Here is a 20593-nt window from a genome sequence, read left to right as displayed (position 1 = left end):
CTACGTCGGAAACGGACGCATGTTCCGTAACGCCGAACCGTTCCTATCTTCGGGACGTCGCCAGCGAACCTTCAACAGAGACCCATCATGTCCAAGCCGATCACGATCACCATCCCCCACCAGCTCGGCGCGGTCGAAGCGCGGCGGCGGATCGAGACCGGCTTTGCCCAACTGGCCGCCCAGATCCCGGGCGGCAAGGCCGATCAGGTGCATCAGTCGTGGGACGGCGACACCATGACCTTCTCGGCCGTGGCCATGGGTCAGACGATCAGCGGCACGATGGACGTTCTGGCCGACATGGTGAAACTCGACATCGTCCTGCCCGGCATGCTGGGCATGATCGCGAACAAGATCAAAGATCAGCTGCAGAAGCGTGGCCAGCTTCTGCTCGAGAAGAAATAGCCTCGGCGGCATGCTCGGCGCACACGGCGTCATGCAAGGCCGCTCCGACATCGACGAAGGCGTTAAGGGCGGAAACGGTCAACATCGCCGCGACCGCCAGCAGCGCCAGTCGATAGGGCTTGGCATGGATCGGATGGCTCATCGCTGAAAACTCCCGCGCGATCAGGCAATCCTGAGTTCGGCGAAAGCGGCTGTCAACGCGCGGGATTAGAGCCGGCGCGAATCGCGGTCGTGCCGACCCAGGCTCTCGAACCGGCCTTCCTCGGCCTTGTGGATGTATTGCGACGCCACCAGCCAGGCCTTGACCGGCCGCAGCGTGCCCAGGCACGCCGCGATCAGGGCCGGGAAGACGGTGACGAAATGCACCCAGATCGGCGGGCGATAGGCGATCTCCACCCAGGCGAACACGCCGATCACGATGATGCCGACACCGCTCATCACGAAGAAGGCCGGGCCGTCGGCGGGATCGGCGAAAGCATAGCTCAGACCGCAACGATCACAGGCCGGGGCCAGCGTCAGGAACCCCCGGAACAGCTTGCCCTCGCCGCAGCGCGGACAGCGGCAACGCAGGCCGGAAATGACGGGCGGAGGAGAGTTGTAGACTGGATCGGCCATCAAAAGCCCTTCCTACAATCGCGCAATTGATACATACATTCTGGATACAATGTATGTATTTGTGAGCCGCGAGACAACCGCCGTGCTGTCGCATCCGTCCGCCGCCTGGCTGAAACGCGCCGAGGCCCTGACAGGTCCCGTCTATCAGCGGCTGGCCCAGGCGCTTGAGGCCGCGATCGCGGACGCGGAGTTGCAGGCCGGCGACCAGATCCCCGCCCAGCGCGAAGTGGCCCGGCTGGTCGGCGTGGACTTCACCACCGTGACCCGCGCCTATGCCATCGCTCGCGAGCGCGGCCTGATCGAGGGAACCGCCGGTCGTGGCACCTTCGTGCGCGGGCGGGTCGGCGAGGACGAAGCCGGGCTGGTCGATCTGTCGATGAACCTGCCGCCCCAGCCTCGAGGCCTGAACCTGGGCGCCCTGCTACGCGAGACGACCGCCGCGGTGCTGGCCCGCACCGATCCAGCGGCGCTGATGGCCTATCACCCCGGCGCCGGATCCCTGGCCCAGCGTACGGCGGCGGCCAGCTGGCTGGCGCCGACCCTGGGCGCGGTTTCGCCCGATCGCGTGCTGATCGGCAGCGGCGCCCAGACCGCGCTCAGCGCCCTGCTGGCCCTGCTCGCCCGCCCGGGCGAGACCATCATCGTCGAAGCCCTGACCTATCCGGGCCTGCTGACCGCCGCCGCCCAGCGGGGCCTGCGGGTCATCGCCTGCCCGATGGATGATGGAGGCCTTGAGCCACAGGCCCTGGCCCAGCTCTGCGCCCGGCATCGCCCCCGCGCGATCTGCTGCACGCCCACCTTCCAGAACCCGACCACCGCGACGATGAGCCTGGCGCGACGCGAGGCCATCGTCGAGGTCGCCCGGGCGGCCGGGGTCGTGATCCTCGAGGACGACGCCTATGGCCTCTCCTCGGCCACGCCCCTGCCCGCCCTGGCCGGCCTGTGGCCGAAGGGCGTGTTCCACATCGCCACCACCGCCAAGACCCTGTCGCCGGGCCTGCGCATCGCCTTCGTGGCGGCGCCGGAAGATCGGGTGGCCGAGACGGCCGGGGCCCTGCACGCCATCGCCCAGATGCCCGCGCCCTTGATGGCGGCCGTGGTCACCAGCTGGATCCGCGAAGGTGACGCCCGGCGGGTGCTGGACGGCGTGAGAGCCGAGGCGATCGAACGGCGCCGCCTGGCGGCCGAAATCCTGCCGATGGCGGTCGGCGGGCCCGAGAGCCTGCATGTCTGGCTGGAATTGCCCGCCGGCTGGCGCCGGGGGCGCCTTCTGGAGGCGGCGCGGGCGCGCGGCCTGTCCCTGGTCGACGCCGAGACCTTCCGCGCGCCAGGCGTCACGCGTGAAGGTCTTCGGTTGTCGCTGGGCGCGCCGGCCAAGGCCTCGACCCTGGCCCGGGCCCTGCGCGACGTCTCGGGACTGCTGGCGGCGGAGCCGTCCTAAAAGGCGCCTTCGTCTTCGTCCCGGTCTTCGCCGTCTTCGTCGGCGTCGCCGCCGGTCGCGAGTTCCAGCGAGTCGATGATGTCGTCCATCTGCTCGGCGGTGATCGAGACATACAGGGTGTCGCCGCCGATGGCCGAGACCAGCAGGCGGTAGCCGTCTTCAGTTTCTTGCAGGCTGAACGACTGGAGGGGCTGCAGCTTGGCCATGGGAGGCTCCGGTAAAATCAAGGCGCGGATATAGGCTTCCGCGCCCGACTTTGCCACGCCCCTGCTTGAGCGCTCTACTTCAGGGCGCCACGCCGCAGCATGGCGATATGGGCCGCGATCAGGGTTTCGCGCTCGACCCACGGAAATTCCGCCCGGGCGATCAGCAGCGACACCAGGCCATGAAGACCGGCCCAGAGGGTCTGGGTAGCCAGTTGTGCGTCGTCCAACACCGTCAGGCCGGCGGCCTGATACTCACCGACCATGTCGCGGAAGAGATCGAACGCCTCCAGCCCCGCGATCAACGGCCGGTCGGCGGTCTTTTCCAGAAACGCACCGTCATGGCTTTTCTCGATCATGAAGGCCACGCGATAGGGGTTGGGGTTTTCGATCCCGAAATCGACATAGACCCGCAGCGACCGCTCAAAGTTTTCCACTGTCGGCTGGCCGTGAACGCGCGCGGCCCCCATGCGCTCGACCAGGGTGGCGAAGGCCCGCACGCACAGCTCGGCGGCCATGTCGTCCTTGGTGGTGAAATAGGCATAGAGCGCCGGTTGCGAGATCCCGGCCAGCTCGGCGATCTGCCGGGTCGAGACGGCATGGACGCCGCGCTCGCTGAACAGGGTCAGGGCGGCGGCGAGGATCTCTTCGCGGCGTTCGGCCCCGTGGCCCTTGGCCTTACGCGGCGACCGCGTGGTTGACGTCTTCATTTTCCAACCTTCATCACTCCGCGCCAAGCTTGACAAGCGACAACAATCTATCACTGATAACTTATCATTGATTGATCTGGAACAAGGACGATGCGGCGCTCTCCCCAGCCCCTTCTCCAACGCGCGTTGCGGCCGCTCGTCTTCGCCGCCGCCATGCCCTTGCTGGCGTCATGCGGCGGCAAGGCCGAGCAGGCTGAAGCCCCTGCCCTGCCGACGCCCGTCGAGGCCGCTCAGGTCGCAGCGCCCCATGCCGCCGACGCGGTTTCGGGAACAGGCACGCTGGAGCGTCGGCGCGAAATGGCGCTGTCCTTCCGCATCGCCGGGGTGCTGACCCGCATGAGCGTCGAGGCGGGCGACAGCGTCCGCGCCGGCCAGGTCATCGCCACCATCGATCCGGCCAATCTGGACGCCCGCCAGCAGCAGACCTCGGCCGACCTCGAGCGCGCCCGCCGCGACGTCGAGCGCGACAAGGCTCTGTTCGAGAAGGGCTATGTCAGCCGCCAGCGGCTGGATGACCGCCAGAGCGTGCTCAAATCGGCCCAGGCCGCCTATAGCTCGGCCAGTTTCGACCGGCGCTGGGCCCAGCTGGTGTCCCCCGCTTCGGGCGTGGTGCTGGCCCGTACCGCCCAGACCGGCGAAGTGGTCCAGCCCGGCCAGGTGGTGGCGCGGGTCGCCGATCTGACCAGCCCCCTGGTCCTGCGCCTGCCGCTGGCGGCCCGTGACGCCGCCCGCGTCCGGGTGGGCGACAGCGCCCGGGTCAGGGTCGAGGATCTGGACGGACAGCTGCTGAACGGAACCGTCACCCGCGTGGGCGAGGCGGCCGACACCCGCACGGGGGCCGTGACCGTCGAGATCGAACTGGCCGGCCGACCAGAACTGCGCAGCGGCCAGATCGCCAATGCCGAGCTGACGGTTCGCGCGGCCTCCCCTGCCAGCGCCGGGCCAGCCTTCGCGCGCATTCCCGCCGAGGCGGTGCTGGAAGCCCAGGGCGCCCGCGCGTTTGTGCTGCGACTGGATCGCGGCGTCGCCCGCCGCACGGCTGTCGGCTTTGGCGGCTTTGACGGCGACGACGCCCTGGTCTCGGGCCTGGCCGACGGCGCCCAGGTGATCACGGCCGGGGCCGGCTTTGTCTCCGACGGCGAGAAGGTCCGCGTCGTCGACCCCGCAAAGCTGGCCGGGAGCCGATAGTCGTGAAGTTCGACCTCGCCGGACTGGCCGTTCATCGCTGGCAGTTCACCCTGGTGGCGTTTGGCCTGCTGGTCATGCTGGGCTTCAACGCCTTCACCAGCATTCCACGCTCGGAAGATCCGCACTTCCCGATCCCGATCGTCATCGTCCGCGCCGTGCTGCCGGGGGCCGAGCCCTCCGAGATGGAGCAACTGGTCGTCGACCCGATCGAGGACGCCGTCGACGGTCTGGACAATATCGAAAAGGTCGAGTCGACCAGCGCCGACGGCGCGGCCTCGGTCCGCGTCCACTTCACCTGGGATGTGGATCCCGAGCGCAAGTACGATCAGGTCGTGCGCGAGGTGAACGCCATTCGCGGCAATCTGCCGAGCGGCATCGCCCGGCTGGACATCCAGCGGGCCCGCACCACGGAAGTCGCCATCGTCCAGGTGGCCCTGACCAGCGACGTGCTGCCGATGCGGCGCTTGGAGAAGACCGCCGACCGCCTCCGGGAACGGCTCGACCGCGTGCCCGGCGTGCGCGAGGCCCGCTATTGGGGCGCGCCGTCTTCCGAGGTTCAGGTCACCCTGGACCTGGCGCGTCTGTCGGCCCTGAGACTGCCCGCAACCGCCGTCGCCGACGCCCTGCGCCAGGCGGGCGCCGAGGCCCCGATCGGCGCGGTTCAGGCGGGCGAGCGGCGCTTCAACGTCAAGTCCGGCGGGGCCTTCCGCTCGCTGGAGGCCGTGGGCGACGCCCCCGTGCGCGCCATCGGCGGCCAGGTTACCCGGGTGCGGGACGTGGCCAAGGTGGCCTGGGCCCAGCAGGAGCCAACCCACCTGGCCCGCTTCAACGGCCAGCGCGCCGTGTTCCTGACCGTGACCCAGAAGGACGGCCAGGATGTCACCAAGATCACCAAGAGCGTCGAGCAGGTGCTGGACGAGTACGAGAAGATCCTGCCCGCCGGCGTCAAGCTGCAGCGCGGCTTTGTTCAGGCCGACAACGTCAAGCACCGGCTCAACGCCCTGTTCCGCGATTTCGGCATCGCCCTGGTTCTGGTGCTGATCACCCTGCTGCCGCTGGGGCCGCGCGCCGGGCTGGTGGTGATGGTCTCGATCCCGCTCAGCCTGCTGATCGGCCTGTCGATGCTGCAGGCCTTTGGCTTTACCCTGAACCAGCTGTCGATCGCCGGCTTTGTGCTGTCGCTGGGCCTGCTGGTCGACGACAGCATCGTCATCACCGAGAACATCGCCCGCCGCATCCGCGAGGGCGAGGAGCGCACCGAGGCGGCGGTCAACGGCACCCGCCAGATCGGCCTGGCGGTGATCGGCTGCACCGCGACCCTGATGCTGGCCTTCCTGCCGCTGATGGCCCTGCCGGCCGGCTCCGGGGCCTATATCAAGTCGCTGCCGGTGACCGTGCTGTGCACCATCGCCGCCTCGTTGCTGGTCTCGATGACCATCATCCCGTTCCTGGCCAGTCGGGTTCTGGACAAGCATTCCGACCCCGAGGGCAACGCCATCCTGCAGGCGGTCAATGGCGGCATCCACCGCTTCTACCGCCCTGTCCTGCACCACGCCCTGGCCCGGCCGTGGGCGGCGCTGGCGATCATGCTGGCCCTGTGTGTGACCACCTATCCGATGCTGAAACTGATCGGCTCCAGCCTGTTCCCGCCGGCCGAGACGCCGCAGTTCCTGGTGCGCATCGAGACGCCCGACGGCTCATCCCTGGCCCGCACCGACCGCGCCCTGAAATTCGTCGAGCAGCGCCTGAAAGCCACGCCTGAGGTCACATGGCGCGCCGCCAATCTGGGCCGGGGCAATCCGCAGATCTTCTACAACCAGTCGCAACGCGAGAGCGCCACCACCTATGCCGAGGTCTTTGTCAGCCTCAAGGCCTGGGAGCCGGACAAGAGCGACAAGGTGCTGGACGGTCTGCGCAAGGACTTCAGCGACTTCCCCGGCGCCCGGATCAGCGTCGTCACCTTCGAGAACGGCCCGCCCATCGACGCGCCGATCGCCATCCGTCTGACCGGCCAGAACCTGGACGCGCTGAAGGCCCTGGCGGCCCGCGCCGAGGAGATTCTCAAGGCCACCCCCGGCACGCGCGACGTCACCAACCCCGTCCGCCTCGACCGCACCGATCTCGACCTGGGCGTCGACGAGGCCAAGGCCTCTGCCCTGGGCGTGCCCGCCGGCGCGGCCCGCCGGGCGGCGCGGCTGGCCCTGTCGGGCGAGGAAACCGCCCGCTTCCGCGATCCGGACGGCGACGACTATGCGGTCAAGGTGCGGCTGCCGATGGAAGAGGCCGACGGCGCGGCGCGCAATCCGCTGTCGGCCCTGAAGGGGATCTATGTGCCCACCGCCGACGGCCTGGCCGCGCGGCTGGACGCCGTGGCCACCCCGACCCTGAAATCCAGCCCGGCCCGCATCGACCGCTTCGACCGCGAGCGGACGGTGACGGTCACCGCCTATGTTTCCACCGGCTTCCTGGCCGCCAAGGTGACCCAGGACGTGGTCGCGCGGCTGGAAAAGGACCTGCCCATGCCCCCCGGCTATCGCCTGGGCCTGGGCGGCCAGGCCGAGGCCCAGTCTGAAAGCTTTGCCGGCCTGGGCGCGGCGGTGCTGATCGCGGTCTTCGGCATCCTGGCGGTGCTGGTTCTGGAGTTCCAGAAGTTCAAGACCGCCCTGGTCGTGGCCGGCATCATCCCGTTCGGGATCTTCGGCGCGGTGGCGGCCCTGGCCATCACCGGCAACTCGCTGAGCTTCACGGCCACCATCGGGCTGATCGCCCTGATCGGCATCGAGATCAAGAACTCGATCCTGCTGGTCGACTTCACCGAACAGCTGCGACGCGAAGGCATGGGCCTGCACGACGCCATCGAAAAGGCCGGCGAGGTGCGCTTCCTGCCCGTGCTGCTGACCTCGGTCACGGCGATCGGCGGCCTGCTGCCGCTGGCGCTGGAGCGGTCGGGCCTCTACTCGCCGCTGGCCATCGCGATCATCGGCGGGCTGATCACGAGCACGGTGCTGTCGCGGGTGGCGACGCCGGTGATGTACTGGCTGACGGCGCGGGGGAAGGAGGAGCTGGCCTAGGGTTATCCGCCGGCGCTACGCGCTGGGCGGCGCAGGCCGAGCGACACGTGGCCTAAAAGCGGACGCCGCCAAGGTCCGGAAAGGGTGAGGAGCGGACGCTCTGAACGAAACCCTCTCTCTTTGAGAGAGGGCGGGGCCCGCCGCCGTAGGCGGTGGGAGGGTGAGAGGTTTCGCCGTTGGCCGGAAAATCTCGATTCCTGTCGTTGAGCGCCCTGACGCTTCAGATCATGCTCTCGACATGGACAAGACCGCCATTGCCCGTCGCCTCCGCCGCAACCAGACCCTGGCCGAGAAGACGCTATGGACCCTCGTTCGCAATCGGCGACTGGGCGGGTTCAGGTTCCTGCGGCAGGTCGCTATAGACCGCTACTTCGCCGACTTCGTCTGCGAGGCGGGCAAGCTGATCGTGGAGCTGGACGGCGAGGCCCATGAAGGCCGCGAGGACTATGATGAAGGGCGCACCCAGGCCCTGGAACTCTACGGCTATGTTGTGATGAGGTTTCCCAACGCGCGGGTGCTGACCGACCCTGGCGGCGTATCAGATGACATCCTGGCGGTGCTTCGTTCGGACAGGGTGTAACCTCTCACCCTCCCACCGCTGCGCGGCGGGCCCCGCCCTCTCTCGAAGAGAGAGGGTTGATTGAGCCCGGCTTGGGTCGAAAGCGGCCCTTGGCTTCTCGCCCGAAAGCCGACGCCCCGGCGGAGCGCCAAGCCTTGCATCTCCTGGAGGCTGCAGCGTGCCGGTCTGTCCAGGTCAGTCCGGCGATCGTCTCGCCGTGAGATTTAAGGATGGCTCCCTTCGGCGCGAAGGGGGGGCTGGGCGCCTAGATCGAACCCTTCTCCCTCTGGGAGAGGGCTGGGCGCACGGGGATTGGCCGCGCTCAATCCCCATACTTTCCGAAGCCAACGTCAACGAAATCAGCCACTTGCAAAAAACTTGATCGCGCCAATCCTCGGAGCTCAAACCACCCGCATAATCATCCCACCTCGTCGCGAGGAAAGGGCGCAAGGCCAGCGACCATTGCGGCGGCGGGGGGTGATCGAGCGGGGCTGGGCTTCAGGGGGATACTGAAGCGCGTCCGGGGATCCTGGCGTTGCAGGACCCGCCCGCCGTCGGCGTGGATGGGGATCAAGGCGAGTGTTGGTCAGAATTGGCCCCACGCCCCCCGACCTTCGGGACTTCGGGAAACCGAGGCGTCCGGGTTCCGGTAAGGCCCCAACTGGGCCACCCGCCGGGACGCTGATGGATAACGACCACGCGGAGCGCTCGGCTTCGTCGAAACGGTTATTCTATTTTCCTCCGGACGTGGTCCGGACGCTCCGCGACCCTTTCCATCCCTTCAGCGAGTGATCGCGTGAGGCTGAGCGCCTGCGCCCCCTTGCCTATTATACACTCGTATAGCAACCTCTCCCCTTCAACTCGGGGACGACATCACATGGCCACCACCCAAACCCGCGACGCCGTCATTATCGGCGGCGGCCACAATGGCCTCGTCTGCGCCTTCTACCTGGCCACGGCCGGGCTGAAGGTCACGATCTGCGAGGCCCGCAGCGTGGTCGGCGGCGCGGCGGTGACCGAGGAATTCCACCCGGGTTTCCGCAACTCCGTCGCCAGCTACACGGTCAGCCTGCTGAGCCCCAAGGTGCTCGCCGACATGGGCCTGCACGCTCTGGGCCTGAAGATCGTCGAGCGGCCGATCTCCAACTTCCTGCCGATCAGCGACAGCAAATATCTGAAACTGGGCGGCGGTCTTGAGCGCACCCAGGAGGCCTTCCGCCAGTACAGCCGCCGCGACGCCGAGGTGCTGCCGGCCTATTACGCCATGCTGGACGAGATCGGCGACGTGCTGCGCGACCTGGCCGCCGAGACCCCGCCCAATCTGGGCGACGGCATCCACGGCCTGCTGCGCGGCGCCCGCCAGGGCACGCGGCTGGCCCTGCTGAGCAAGGAGCGCAAGCGCGACCTGCTGGACCTGTTCACCAAGAGCGCCCGCGACTTCCTGGACGGCTGGTTCGAGAGCGACGCGGTCAAGGCCAGCTTCGGCTTCGACGCCGTGGTCGGCAATTTCGCCAGCCCGGACTCGCCGGGTTCGGCCTATGTCCTGCTGCACCACACCTTCGGCGAGGTGAACGGCAAGAAGGGCGCCTGGGGCCACGCCATCGGCGGCATGGGCGCGATCACCCAGGCCATGGCGAAAGCCTGCGAGGCCCTGGGCGTCGAGATCCTGCTCGATGCGCCGGTCGAGGCGGTGCATGTCGAACACGGCAAGGACGGCCCCCGAGCCACGGGCGTGCAACTGGTCGACGGCCGCCAGATCATGGCCCCGATCGTCTCGTCCAACCTCAATCCGGCCCTGCTGTACGGCAAGCTGATCGCGCCCTCGGCCCTGCCCGCCGCCTTCACGAAAGCGATCAAGGGCTACAAGAACGGCTCGGGCACCTTCCGGATGAACGTGGCGCTGTCGGAGCTGCCGGACTTCACCTGCCTGCCCGGCAAGGTCTCGGCCGAGCACCATCAGTGCGGCATCGTGATCTCGCCCAGCCTCGACTACATGGACGAGGCCTATCGCGACGCCAAGGCCTTCGGCATCAGCAAGAAGCCGATCGTCGAGATGCTGATCCCCTCGACCCTGGACCCCACCCTGGCCTCGCCCGGCCAGCACGTGGCCAGCCTGTTCTGCCAGCAGTTTGCCTGGGACCTGCCCGACGGCCGCACCTGGGACAACGAGCGCGAGGCCGCCGCCGACCTGATCATCGACACAGTCAATGACTGGGCGCCCAACTTCAAGGCATCGGTCCTGGGACGGATGATCCTGTCGCCGACGGACCTGGAGCGGAAGTTTGGCCTGGTCAACGGCGACATCATGCACGGCCACATGTCGCTGGATCAGCTGTGGGCGGCGCGGCCGATCCTGGGTCACGCCAGCCATCGCGGGCCGCTGAAGGGCCTCTATATGTGCGGCGCCGGCTGTCATCCGGGCGGCGGGGTTTCGGGCAATCCGGGGCGCAACGCGGCGCGCGAGATCCTGCGCGACAAGGACTTTGTCACGGCGCTGAAGCTGTCGGCGGTGGGGCGGTGATGGCTGGATCACTTGCCCCCTACGGATCGCTTCGCGATCGTCTTCCCCCGGAGGGGGAAGATGGACGGCGCCGACCTCATCTTCCCCCTCCGGGGGAAGACGGCTGCGAAGCAGCCCGTAGGGGGCAAGTCCAATGACCTCCAACCAAGACCCGCAAGCGGACTGGGGCCTGCCCGGCTGGACCTACGGCAACGACCGGTTCTTCAAGGAAGAGCAGGACAGGATCCTGCGGCCCTCGTGGCAGGTGGTCTGCCATCTGAACGACATCCCCAAGGCCGGCGACTTCCACACCCTGGATTTCCTGGGCGAGAGCGTCGTGGTGGTGCGCAGCAAGGACGGCGGCGTGCGGGCCTTCACCAATGTGTGCCGCCATCGCGGCGCGCGGCTGGTCGATGGCCCCAGCGGCAGCTGTGGCAAGGGCGGCGGCCGCATCGTCTGCCCCTATCACGCCTGGACCTACGACCTGGAAGGCCGGCTGATCGGCGTGCCGATGCGCGACACCTATCCGGCGCTGGAGATGGACAGGCAGGGCCTGGTCAAGGTGGGTGTCGAGGTCTGGCGCGGCTTTGTCTTCACCCGACTGGAGGGAGATGGCCCGTCCGTCGCCGAGATGATGGCGCCGTACGATCATGAGGTGGCCCACTATCGCTTCGAGGACCTGCAGCCGTTCGGCCGCGTCACCCTGCGGCCCCGGGCGGTGAACTGGAAGAACATCAGCGACAACTATTCGGACGGCCTGCACATCCCCGTTGCCCATCCGGGCCTGACCCGGCTGTTCGGCAAGGGCTATGGCGTCGAAGCCGAGCCCTGGGTCGACAAGATGTGGGGCCAGCTGATCGACGAGCCCTCGGCCAACCCGTCCGAGCGGCTGTATCAGGACCTGCTGCCCGACGTTGCGCACCTGCCGCCCGAGCGCAAGCGGCTGTGGACCTATTTCAAGCTGTGGCCGAACTTCGCCTTCGACATCTATCCCGACCAGGTGGACTTCATGCAGTTCATCCCGGTCTCGGCCACCCAGACCCTGATCCGCGAGATCGCCTACGCCCTGCCCGACGACCGCCGCGAGATGAAGGCGGCGCGCTATCTGAACTGGCGCATTAACCGCCAGGTCAATACCGAGGACACCGAGCTGGTGGCCCGGGTGCAGGAGGGGATGGCGTCGCGCAGCTTTACGGCCGGGCCGCTGGCCAGCTCGGAGGTTTCGCTGCGCAGTTTTGGCCGCAAGATGCGAGCGCTTATTCCCGAGGCGCGGCTGGATCGGCCGCCGACGGGGTGGTGAGCCACCCTCTTCTCATTGTCATCCCGGAAGCCTCGAAGAGGCTATCCGGGACCGCGGCGAGCTCCGCGCTTCCGGCGGTCCCGGCTCTCCGCTTCGCTGCGGCCGGGATGACAGATTAAAATGCGCGCCCCCTTCACCCGGGAAACCGCCGACGTCCGCCGTCAGGCGCTGGTCGCCGCCGCCGAGACCGTGCTGGCCCGCGACGGCGTGGCCGGCGCGTCGGTGCGGACAATCTGCGCGGAGGCCGGCGTCTCACCCGGCCTGCTGCGGCACTATTTCGACGGCGTCGACGCCCTGATCGCGGCCGCCTATGAGGCGGTGGGACAACGGATCGACGCGGCGCTGGAGGCTGCGGTCGCGCAGGCGGGGGCCGCGCCCCGCGCCCGGCTGTCAGCCTATCTGACCGCCAGCTTCAGGCCGCCGGTGCTGGACCAGCAGCTGCTGGCCGCCTGGCTGGCGTTCTGGAGTCTGGTCAAGATCAATGACGCCATCGCCGACATCCATCGGCGCACCTATGCCGGCTATCGCGCGCGGCTGGAGGAGCTGCTGACCGCCTGCGACACCGGCGTCGACGCACGGCTGGCGGCCATCGGCCTGACCGCCGTGGTCGATGGGCTGTGGCTGGAGCTGTGCCTGGACCCGACGGTCTTCACCCCGGCCGAAGCCGGGGCCATCGCGGAACGGCTATTGGCGGGCTACTCGCCGACGCCGGTTTTCTTAGATTAGGCGGCGGCGTGGCTGACGATGCTGCGGCCCCAGGTGGCGCGGCGAACTTCGGGTTCAAACACCTCGACCTTGGCGGTCTTGCCCTGCACGCGCATGTGGCGGGCCAGCATTTCGGCGATGGCCTGGGCCTCGGCCTGGCAGGAATAGGAGCCGATCAGGTCCGGCGCATCGTTCCAGGTCACATGCCAGACACCGGAGACCGGGCGCACGAAGTACTTGTGTTCGGTGGCCATGAGGAACTCCTTGGACGGGCTTAAGCGTCGGACATACAGCGTCCGCGTGACAGTGTTTCAATGCTGCACAGCAACATGCGTGTTGCATTGCACATTGCACAGGCCGCGCCAAGGCGAAGGCTGGTGAATCTTGGAGCAGCTTTGAGGCGACGTAGGGGAAGAGCGGTGAGTAACGTTACTCCTTCACCACCACGCCGCCCTTCATCACCTTGGCCACCGAGGAGAGGATGGCGATATCGGCCAGCGGATCACCGGCGACGGCGATCATGTCGGCATAGCGGCCCTTGCTGATCGCGCCGACCTCGGCGGACTTGCTCATCAGGGCGGCCGAGACGGTGGTCGCCGACTGGATCGCCTGCATCGGCGTCATGCCGTACTTGACCATATAGGGCATCTGCTTGGCGTTCTGGCCGTGCGGAAAGACGCCGGCGTCGGTGCCATAGGCGATCTTCACACCCGCCTTCACGGCCTTGGCAAAGCCGATCCGCTGAGCGTCGGTGGTCTCAAGGTTCTTGCGCAGGGTCTCGGCCGGCCAGCCGTGGGCTGTTCCATAGGCGTCGATGAAGTCGCCGTTATAGATATCGGCAACCAGATAGGCGCCCCTGGCCTTCATCAGGGCGATGCCCTCGTCGTCGATCAGCGAGCCGTGCTCGATCGAGCGCACCCCGGCCCGCACTGCTACCTTGATGCCTTCCGCCCCATGGGCGTGGGCGGTGGCGTAGGTTCCACGCTTGGCGGCCTCGTCGACGGCGGCCTTGATCTGGTCTTCCGACAGTTCCAGCTGGCCGGGCTCTGTGCCCACGGTCAGCACGGCGCCGGTGGCGATCAGTTTCAGGAAGTCGGCCCCGCCCACCAGCAGGGCGCGAGCCCTGGCATGCGCATCGGCCACGTCCTCGACCACCCCGCGCCGCATGTCAGGCGGGATGCCGACATCGGCGGCGATGCCGGTGATCTCGCCGCCGCCGCCGGGCGTGGTGATATAGGCGCCGGCCACCGACATGCGGGGGCCCGGCACGAAGCCCTTGTCGATGGCGTCGCGCAGGGCGACGTCGCCAAACGCCCGCCAGGTTCCCACGTCGCGCACGCTGGTGAAGCCGGCCATCAGGGTGGCCCGGGCGTGGGCGGCGCCGATATAGGCCTGCTCGGCGGCCGTGGTCAGCAGGGGCTCGGCGATGTTGTCGGTCTGCTCCTGGTCGACCAGATGGGTGTGCATGTCCATCAAGCCGGGCAGGACGGTATAGGCGGTCCAGTCCAGCACCGGGCCGTCGGAGGGCGCGGTCGTCCAGGGCCCGACCGCGGTGACGCGCTCGCCCTCGATGCGGATCAGCTGGTTGGTCAGGACCTTGCCGGCCTCGGTGTCGACCAGCCTGCCGGCATGGACATAGGTCGGCCTGACCTGGGCCAGGGCACCGGGCGGGGTCAGGGCGACAAGACCGGCGGCCAGAACGGCGCCGGCCAGGGCGGTGAGGCTGCGCGGCATGGTCTTCACTCCGTAGCGGGAACGACGGCGAACCGCTTGATCAGCCAGTGGATCGGCAGGCCCACCACCAGCAGCGCCAGGCTCCAGAGGCTGGCCTCGCCCGCGCCATACAGCGTCCAGAACGAATAGATCGTCGCGATGATCGCCACCACGGTCACGGCGCGCGAAGGCTCCATCCGGCCCTGCTTCTGCAGGCGCAGCGCCGCCATGGCGCAGAACAGATAGGCGAACAGCGAGATGGCCGTGGCCAGCAGGGCCATGAAGGTGAACAGCTCGACCATCGACTTGGCGTAGTTCATCGTCACCAGAACGGTCAGGAACAGGCTGGACAGCACGTGGGCCCGGACCGGCGCGCCGCGCTTGGAGGTCTTGGCCAGAAAGGCCGGAAAGACCCCGCCCTTGGCCATGGCGTAGGGCACCTCACCCTGCAGCAGCATCCAGCCGTTCAGGGCCCCAAAGCCGCTGATCGCCGCGAAACCGGCCAGCACCAGACGGGCGTCGCCGCCGCCGTACAGGCCCACGAAGTCGGCAAACGGCGCGTTGGAGGTCTTGAGCATGTCCGCCGGGGTCATCAGCACCACCGCCGAGCAGACGATCAGATAGATCACCCCGGCGAAGGCGGTGCCCACCAGGGTGGCGCGCGGAATGGTGCGCTCGGGATCCTTGACCTTGCCGGCCGGCACGGTGGCCGACTCCATGCCCAGCAGCGCCCACAGCGTCAGGGTGGCGGCGGCGGTGATGCCCACCGGCGTCAGGTCCTGGGCCTGGAACGGCAGGATGGTCGAGCCGCCGGTCTTGCCCAGCACCACCGCCGCCAGCAGGATCACCCCCATCAGCGGCAGCAGTTTCAGGGCCGTGGTCACCACCTGCATGCCGCCGGCCAGCCGCGCGCCGAAGCAGTTCATGATCGTCAGGCCCCAGATCATCACCAGGGTGATCGCGCAGTGCAGGCCGGTCTGGGTGGCGATCTGCGGATAAAAAACGCTGAGATAGCTGACCGTGCCGGCCGCGATGGCCGCGTTGCCGACCCAGATCGAGATCCAGTAGCTCCACGCCACCATGAAGCCGGCGGCGGGGCCAAAGGCCTCCTGGGTGTAGATGTAGGGTCCGCCGCCCTGCGGAAAGGCCTTGGCCAGACGGGCGAACACGAAGGCCAGGCACAGGGCGCCGCCAATGGTCAGAACCCAGCCCGCGACGGCGTTCCAGCCATAGGGCGCCAGGGAGGCGGGCAGCATGAAGACGCCCGAGCCGATCATGTTGCCCACAACGAGGGCCACGCACATCCAGAAGCCCAGGGCCTTGGGTTCAACCACTTTCACGAAAGCATACCTTTTCCGCTTTGCCCGGCCGAGGCCGGTCCCCGGGTCAGGACCGGCAAGCCGGACCGCCGGGCGCACTTACAAGGCGGATCAAGTCCCGATCTCCAGGGCCAGAAGGCGGAGTACGACCTTGGCCACGCTGAGCGGGAGGGATGGAGACACGCCACAAAATCAGGGTCTCAAACGAAAAAAGGGCGGCTCCTGCGAGCCGCCCCCTTCACGATCAGAACGTGCGACCGACCTTCACACCGATCGTGCGCGGTTGGTTAGGCACAATATAGGGCTGTGGCCCGCAGGTGGAGATAGCACATTCGGCATAGCGGTTCAGACTGGCGCGCTTGTCGGTAAGGTTCTTGATGTACACCGACAATGACCACTCGTCCCTGCTCAGCCCACCCGAAACATCGACGAGTGTATAGCTGGGCTGACGACCGATAAAGGCGCGGTCGGCCAGTCGCAGGTTTGACCAGTTACCCGTCTGATAGACAGTCGCGGCCTGAACATACGACTGGTAAGGGCCCAGATCGAACTCGTAACGCGCCGTCAGATTGGACTTGAACTTGGGCGTGACGGGCAGCGACGTACCGTCCGGTGCCTGCGGACTGGCGCAGTTGGTAATCGGATTGCCGGCCGAGTCCGTGACCCCGCAATAGTTGGCCGCCAGCTGGGCATCGGTATAGGCGGCCGAAGCATTGATCGTGAAACCGCGCGCCACGGCGAGCGTGACATCACTCTCAACGCCCTTGATGCGGGCCTGGTTGGCGTTCTTGATTTCCGTCAGGCCGTTGGCGCCCAGGATCGAGAACTGGAAGTTCTTCCAGTCTTCCATGAACACGGCGCCGTTCCAGCGGAAGCGGTTTTCCAGCCAGCTGGTCTTCCAGCCGAACTCATAGTTCTTCAGATAATCGGCCTGGTAGGGCGGCAGGGTCGAGCGACGGTTGATGCCGCCCGGCCGGAAGCCTTCCGAGTAGGTGACATAGGCCAGCTTGTCGTCGTCGAACTTGTAGGTGAGCGTGACCTTGGGAACGTTGCCGGTTTCCTTGACCCGCTTGTCCAGGTTTGTACAGGGCGCGCCATTGACGCCGCCCGTGCGGAAGCAGGCCCGCTCCCCCGTGCCGCCATAACCGGTGCCGTAGCCGTAGAAGCCTTCCAGCGAGTTGTCGGACTTGAAGAAGCGGATGCCGGCCATGGCGGTCAGCTTGGGCGTGATGTCGAAAGTGACTTCGCCGAAGCCGGCATAGTCACGGTCGATCCGCTGCTGGGCCGTCAGCCAGATGGTGTCGCTATAGCCGGGCACCTCAATGTCGGAGCCAATGCCGTCGATCTTGTAGCGCTGGGTGATGTTGTGCTGCTGGCGCTGATAGAACAGGCCGCCGATGAAGCGCAGGCGCTTGTCGTCGGGCGTAGCGACGCGGAACTCGTGGCTTTCCTTGGTGAAGCCGTCCCTGCCCTGAATATATTGCGACGGATTGGCCAGACCGCCCGTGTCGTTGGTCCAGTAGAAGCCGTAGCCGATCTGGTCATAGAAATAGGAATAGTCCGTATAGTCCTGACGGGTATCAACGTCGCGCTTGAGGTACGAGCCGGCATAGGTCACGTCGAGATTGGCGACCTTGCCCTCGATGGTCAGGGCCGCCTGGGCCCATTCGTCGTTCGAACCCTCTGGGTAGAAGTGTGTGACCTTCAGGTCGCCGACCTTGGGGTCAAAGGCGTAGAGGCCGCGCGACTTGGTGCGCTGCCCCATGATGGCCGGGGTGATGATCCAGTTCTCGCCCAGCTCGACCCGCAGGGCGGCGCGGCCACCCAGCGTGTTGGAGTTGTTGTAGTTGTCCTTGGCGACGCTGGCATTGCTGATCGTCAGGTCGTCGCTGGTGTCGGCTGTCCCGCGACCATAGGTGCGGGTGCCCTTGACGTTGTCGACATAGCCGGCCGTTTCCTCGTTCCAGCCGACCAGGCGCACGGCGATGGTGTCGGACAGAGGGATGTTGACGAAGGCCTCCTCGACATGGCCGAACGCGTCGCCATCAACCTGGTTGATCTCGACATCGACGCCCGCCGAGAAGCCGGCGGTGCTGGGCTTGTTGGTGATGATGCGCAGTGTGCCGGCCTGCGAGCTGGCCCCGTACAGCGTGCCCTGCGGTCCGGCCAGAGCCTCGACCCGCGCCACGTCATAGACGTGCAGATCGAGCGCGCCCTGGATCGTGGTGGTCGGCTGTTCGTCCAGATAGACGCCGACGCTGGGGAGCGACCCCGAGTGGTTGCCGTCGCCGCCGCTGGCGACGCCACGCATATAGACCTGACCAAAGCCGGGGCCCGAGGTCGTGAACGACACGCTGGGCAGATACTTCACATAGTCGACGAAGTTTGAGACCTGCAGTTGCTCCAGCTTGGCCTCACCCATCGCCTGGATGCTGACCGGCACGTCCTGCAGATTTTCGGATCGCTTCTGGGCCGTGACCAACACCGCTTCCAGCGAAACGGCCTGGCTCTCCTGGGCCATGGCCGCCACACTGGTCAGCATGGTCGAAGCCAGCAACGCGGCCGAATAGACTCCCGCCCGCCTGAAATTTTTACGCGTCGTCATGGTCGCTCCCCGTACCATTTTAAGGGAACGATGTTCGGCCGCGGCCAAGCGCTCGGCAAGGCGGAAAGCGCCAGAAAATCCCGAATCTTCCGACTGTTGCAGAAATGGCAGACCCCGATCGGGGTGTTCAGTTTCTAGGCGTGTCCGGATAAGTCGCCAGACAGTCTCCCAATGCCTGTTTGAGCGGGCCCAGAGCCGATTCGAAATTCTGCCAATGCTCGACGGCGTCCTTGAAGATCGGCTGGCGAACCTGTTCGGAACTGGCCGTGCGCACGGCGCGGTCGTTCTCGTGGAAGCTCAGGCAGGCCGGTTCGAACGGCAGACCGCAATGATCCAGCAGCGCGCGGATCTGGCCTTCCGGATCCTCGATCATCGCCTCATAGATCACCCGGTGCACCCGGCCCGGCAGCACGGTGTCGAAGTGGTCCATGAGGTCCACATAGTCAGCATAGTAGCGGCCGATGTCGGTCAGGTCGTAGCTGAAGGCCTGGCCTCGGGCGAAGTGCTGCTTGAAGCCCGAAAAGCAGCAGCCCAGCGGATGGCGTCGCGCGTCGATGATCTTCGCGTTCGGCAGGATCAGGTGGATCAGGCCGGTATGGGCGAAGTTGTTGGGCATCTTGTCGATGAAGAACGGCCTGTCCGTCTTACGCTGCACCCGGGTGCGCTCCAGATACTCCTCGCCGAGTTCCCGCAGGGCGTCTGGCGACAGGTCGGCCAGCATTTCCGGATAGGTCGAATCCTCGCGGCGGTTGGCCTTGCCGCCCAGTCGCCGCGACATGACGATCAGGTCGGGCAGCTCCATCGTGCCCTCGACCTGGCTGTGGCTGGCCAGGATCTGCTCGATCAGGGTCGAGCCCGAGCGCGGCAGGCCGACCACGAAGATCGGATCGGGCGCCGGGCAGCCCTGCCCCGCCGTGGCGGCCAGCAGAGCCGGGGTGAACACCGCGCGTGAGCGCGCCACATCGGCGTGGTTTTCCTCAGGATCGTAGTCCACCTGCTGGCGCCGGATCGCCGCGCCGGCGGCATAGTGCTGGAAGGAGTCGGCATAGGACTTGGCGTCTTCCAGCGCCTTGCCCAGAGCATAGTGCAGGTGCAGCCGATCATCGTCCGACAGGTCAGGCTGCTCCAGCCCGGCGGCCATGGCGGCGCGGTCGGCGGCGTCGAACTTCACGGTCTTCAGATTGGCCAGACTCCACCAGGCCTCGCCCAGACCCGGCGACAGCTCCAGCGCCTTGCGATAGGCGGCGACGCAGTCGGGCTGGCGGCCCACGGTCTTGAGCGCATGGCCATAGCTCATCCAGCCCTTGGGCTGGTTGGGGAACTCAGCCAGCATCCGCTCGTAAATCCCGATGGCGGTGTCGTACTCGCCCAGCCGCGACAGGATGGCGGCGCGCAGGTTGGCGTAGCCGGGATGGCGCGGATCGCGGTCGGTCAGGCGCTCGATCTGGGCCAGGGCCTGGGCCGACTTGTTCTGGCGATAGAGCATGGTCGCCAGATTGTGCCGCGCGGCGGCGAAGCCGGGCGCGATCTCCAGGCAACCCGTCAGCAGGCGCTCGGCGTCCTCGTAACGGCCCAGCCGGGCGCCGGTCTCGGCCAGCATGCGCAGGGCGGCGACGTCGGCGGGATGGTCGGCGAGGTAGTCGCGCAGCCGCTGCTCGGCCTCGCCCAGCCGGTTGTCGATCAGGGCGGCGGCGGCCTCGATCAGGGCCGGATCACGGGTCGAGGCCCGTAGCTGCTGGGCCAGGGCCTGCTCGGCGCCGGCCGTGTCGCCCATCAGGTCCAGCCCCTCGGCCAGACCGCGCCAGGCTTCGCCGGCGCGGGGATCGAGCGCAACCGTGCGCCGGAAGGCCGCGACAGCCTCAGCGGTGCGGCCAAGATCGGCGAGGGTCAGACCCAGCTCCAGCTGGCCCTCGGCCAGGCTGGGCAGGCCCCGCGCCAGCGGCGCGATCACGGCCAGGGCCTTGTCGGGGTCTCCGCCCAGACGGTGCGCGGCGGCCAGCACCACGGTCGTGCCGGCGTGGCGCGGAACCGTTTCCAGGATGGCTTCGGCCTGCTGGCGGGCCAGGGCCGGGTCGCGCTCCAGCAGACGCTGGGCGTGTTCAAGCGCGGTGGCGAGGCCGCCCTGGGCAGAGGTCGTCTGTGTGGTCATCGGGCGAGGAGAGAGAGGCTCGCGGAGCTTGTCAATTCGCACTTGCCCCCTCCGCGCCTTCGGCGCTCCTCCCCCGGAGGGGGAAGATGAGGTCAGCGCGGCTTCATCTTCCC

At 67.4% G+C, this 20593-nt stretch carries 17 protein-coding genes; 8 read left to right on the top strand and 9 right to left on the bottom strand.

The annotated features are described in order from the left end of the window. The first annotated feature begins 87 nt into the window (after positions 1-87). A complete protein-coding gene (locus tag ACW176_RS09340; RefSeq protein WP_492111746.1) occupies positions 88-402 on the top strand; it encodes a polyhydroxyalkanoic acid system family protein in 315 nt (104 codons plus the stop codon). Here ACW176_RS09340 and ACW176_RS09335 read toward each other — a convergent pair. Both ACW176_RS09335 and ACW176_RS09330 read right to left on the bottom strand, forming a co-directional pair. Beyond that, positions 353-544, bottom strand: a complete 192-nt coding sequence (locus tag ACW176_RS09335; protein ID WP_492111745.1) for a hypothetical protein — start codon at positions 542-544, stop codon at positions 353-355. The two genes, ACW176_RS09340 and ACW176_RS09335, sit on opposite strands and share 50 nt — an antisense overlap. 65 nt (positions 545-609) lie before the next feature. Beyond that, positions 610-1017, bottom strand: coding sequence for a DUF983 domain-containing protein (locus ACW176_RS09330; RefSeq protein ID WP_492111744.1), 408 nt, complete (start codon positions 1015-1017; stop codon positions 610-612). A 49-nt stretch (positions 1018-1066) separates the two neighbouring features. On the opposite strand from ACW176_RS09330, the gene ACW176_RS09325 reads away from it, so the two are divergent. Further along, positions 1067-2458 (top strand): aminotransferase-like domain-containing protein, encoded by a 1392-nt coding sequence (locus ACW176_RS09325; protein WP_492111743.1) that lies wholly within the window; start codon positions 1067-1069, stop codon positions 2456-2458. Here the strand turns inward: ACW176_RS09325 and ACW176_RS09320 are convergent. Both ACW176_RS09320 and ACW176_RS09315 read right to left on the bottom strand, forming a co-directional pair. Next, positions 2455-2664 (bottom strand): hypothetical protein, encoded by a 210-nt coding sequence (locus ACW176_RS09320; RefSeq protein WP_492107430.1) that lies wholly within the window; start codon positions 2662-2664, stop codon positions 2455-2457. The two genes, ACW176_RS09325 and ACW176_RS09320, sit on opposite strands and share 4 nt — an antisense overlap. A 74-nt stretch (positions 2665-2738) precedes the next feature. Then, the gene (locus tag ACW176_RS09315) at positions 2739-3371 is read right to left on the bottom strand and encodes a TetR/AcrR family transcriptional regulator (protein WP_419320057.1); all 633 of its coding nucleotides are present in this window, start codon (positions 3369-3371) and stop codon (positions 2739-2741) included. Between the two features lie 153 nt (positions 3372-3524). On the opposite strand from ACW176_RS09315, the gene ACW176_RS09310 reads away from it, so the two are divergent. From ACW176_RS09310 to ACW176_RS09285, 6 genes are all read left to right on the top strand, one after another. Further along, positions 3525-4559 carry an efflux RND transporter periplasmic adaptor subunit gene (locus ACW176_RS09310; protein WP_492111901.1) on the top strand — a complete coding sequence of 345 codons (1035 nt, stop codon included), beginning with the start codon at positions 3525-3527 and terminating at the stop codon, positions 4557-4559. A gap of 2 nt (positions 4560-4561) precedes the next feature. Beyond that, the gene (locus ACW176_RS09305; protein WP_492111742.1) at positions 4562-7630 is read left to right on the top strand and encodes an efflux RND transporter permease subunit; all 3069 of its coding nucleotides are present in this window, start codon (positions 4562-4564) and stop codon (positions 7628-7630) included. Positions 7631-7868: 238 nt separating this feature from the next. Further along, positions 7869-8210: an endonuclease domain-containing protein gene (locus ACW176_RS09300; RefSeq protein ID WP_492111741.1), complete on the top strand. Its 342-nt coding sequence runs from the start codon at positions 7869-7871 to the stop codon at positions 8208-8210. Positions 8211-9066: 856 nt separating this feature from the next. Further along, complete coding sequence (locus tag ACW176_RS09295; protein ID WP_492111740.1) at positions 9067-10710, top strand: phytoene desaturase family protein; 1644 nt, start codon at positions 9067-9069, stop codon at positions 10708-10710. A 133-nt stretch (positions 10711-10843) separates the two neighbouring features. Beyond that, entirely contained in the window at positions 10844-11989 is a 1146-nt protein-coding gene (locus ACW176_RS09290; protein ID WP_492111739.1) for an aromatic ring-hydroxylating oxygenase subunit alpha, read from the top strand. Between the two features lie 120 nt (positions 11990-12109). Then, a complete protein-coding gene (locus ACW176_RS09285) occupies positions 12110-12715 on the top strand; it encodes a TetR family transcriptional regulator C-terminal domain-containing protein (RefSeq protein ID WP_492111738.1) in 606 nt (201 codons plus the stop codon). Here the strand turns inward: ACW176_RS09285 and ACW176_RS09280 are convergent. From ACW176_RS09280 to ACW176_RS09260, 5 genes are all read right to left on the bottom strand, one after another. Then, positions 12712-12948, bottom strand: a complete 237-nt coding sequence (locus ACW176_RS09280) for a hypothetical protein (protein ID WP_492058239.1) — start codon at positions 12946-12948, stop codon at positions 12712-12714. The two genes, ACW176_RS09285 and ACW176_RS09280, sit on opposite strands and share 4 nt — an antisense overlap. A gap of 175 nt (positions 12949-13123) precedes the next feature. Next, the gene (locus ACW176_RS09275) at positions 13124-14428 is read right to left on the bottom strand and encodes a Xaa-Pro dipeptidase (protein WP_492111737.1); all 1305 of its coding nucleotides are present in this window, start codon (positions 14426-14428) and stop codon (positions 13124-13126) included. A gap of 5 nt (positions 14429-14433) precedes the next feature. Then, positions 14434-15747 carry an amino acid permease gene (locus ACW176_RS09270; protein WP_492058241.1) on the bottom strand — a complete coding sequence of 438 codons (1314 nt, stop codon included), beginning with the start codon at positions 15745-15747 and terminating at the stop codon, positions 14434-14436. Between the two features lie 223 nt (positions 15748-15970). Continuing rightward, on the bottom strand, positions 15971-18331 hold the full coding sequence (locus tag ACW176_RS09265) for a TonB-dependent receptor (RefSeq protein WP_492111736.1): 2361 nt from the start codon (positions 18329-18331) through the stop codon (positions 15971-15973). Between the two features lie 127 nt (positions 18332-18458). After that, entirely contained in the window at positions 18459-20480 is a 2022-nt protein-coding gene (locus ACW176_RS09260; RefSeq protein WP_492111735.1) for a tetratricopeptide repeat-containing sulfotransferase family protein, read from the bottom strand. Positions 20481-20593: the final 113 nt, after the last annotated feature.

Source organism: Caulobacter sp. FV1ye13L (assembly GCF_058681155.1).
Note: the sequence above shows the minus strand (reverse complement) of the source record. Positions and strands in the feature narration are given on the sequence as shown.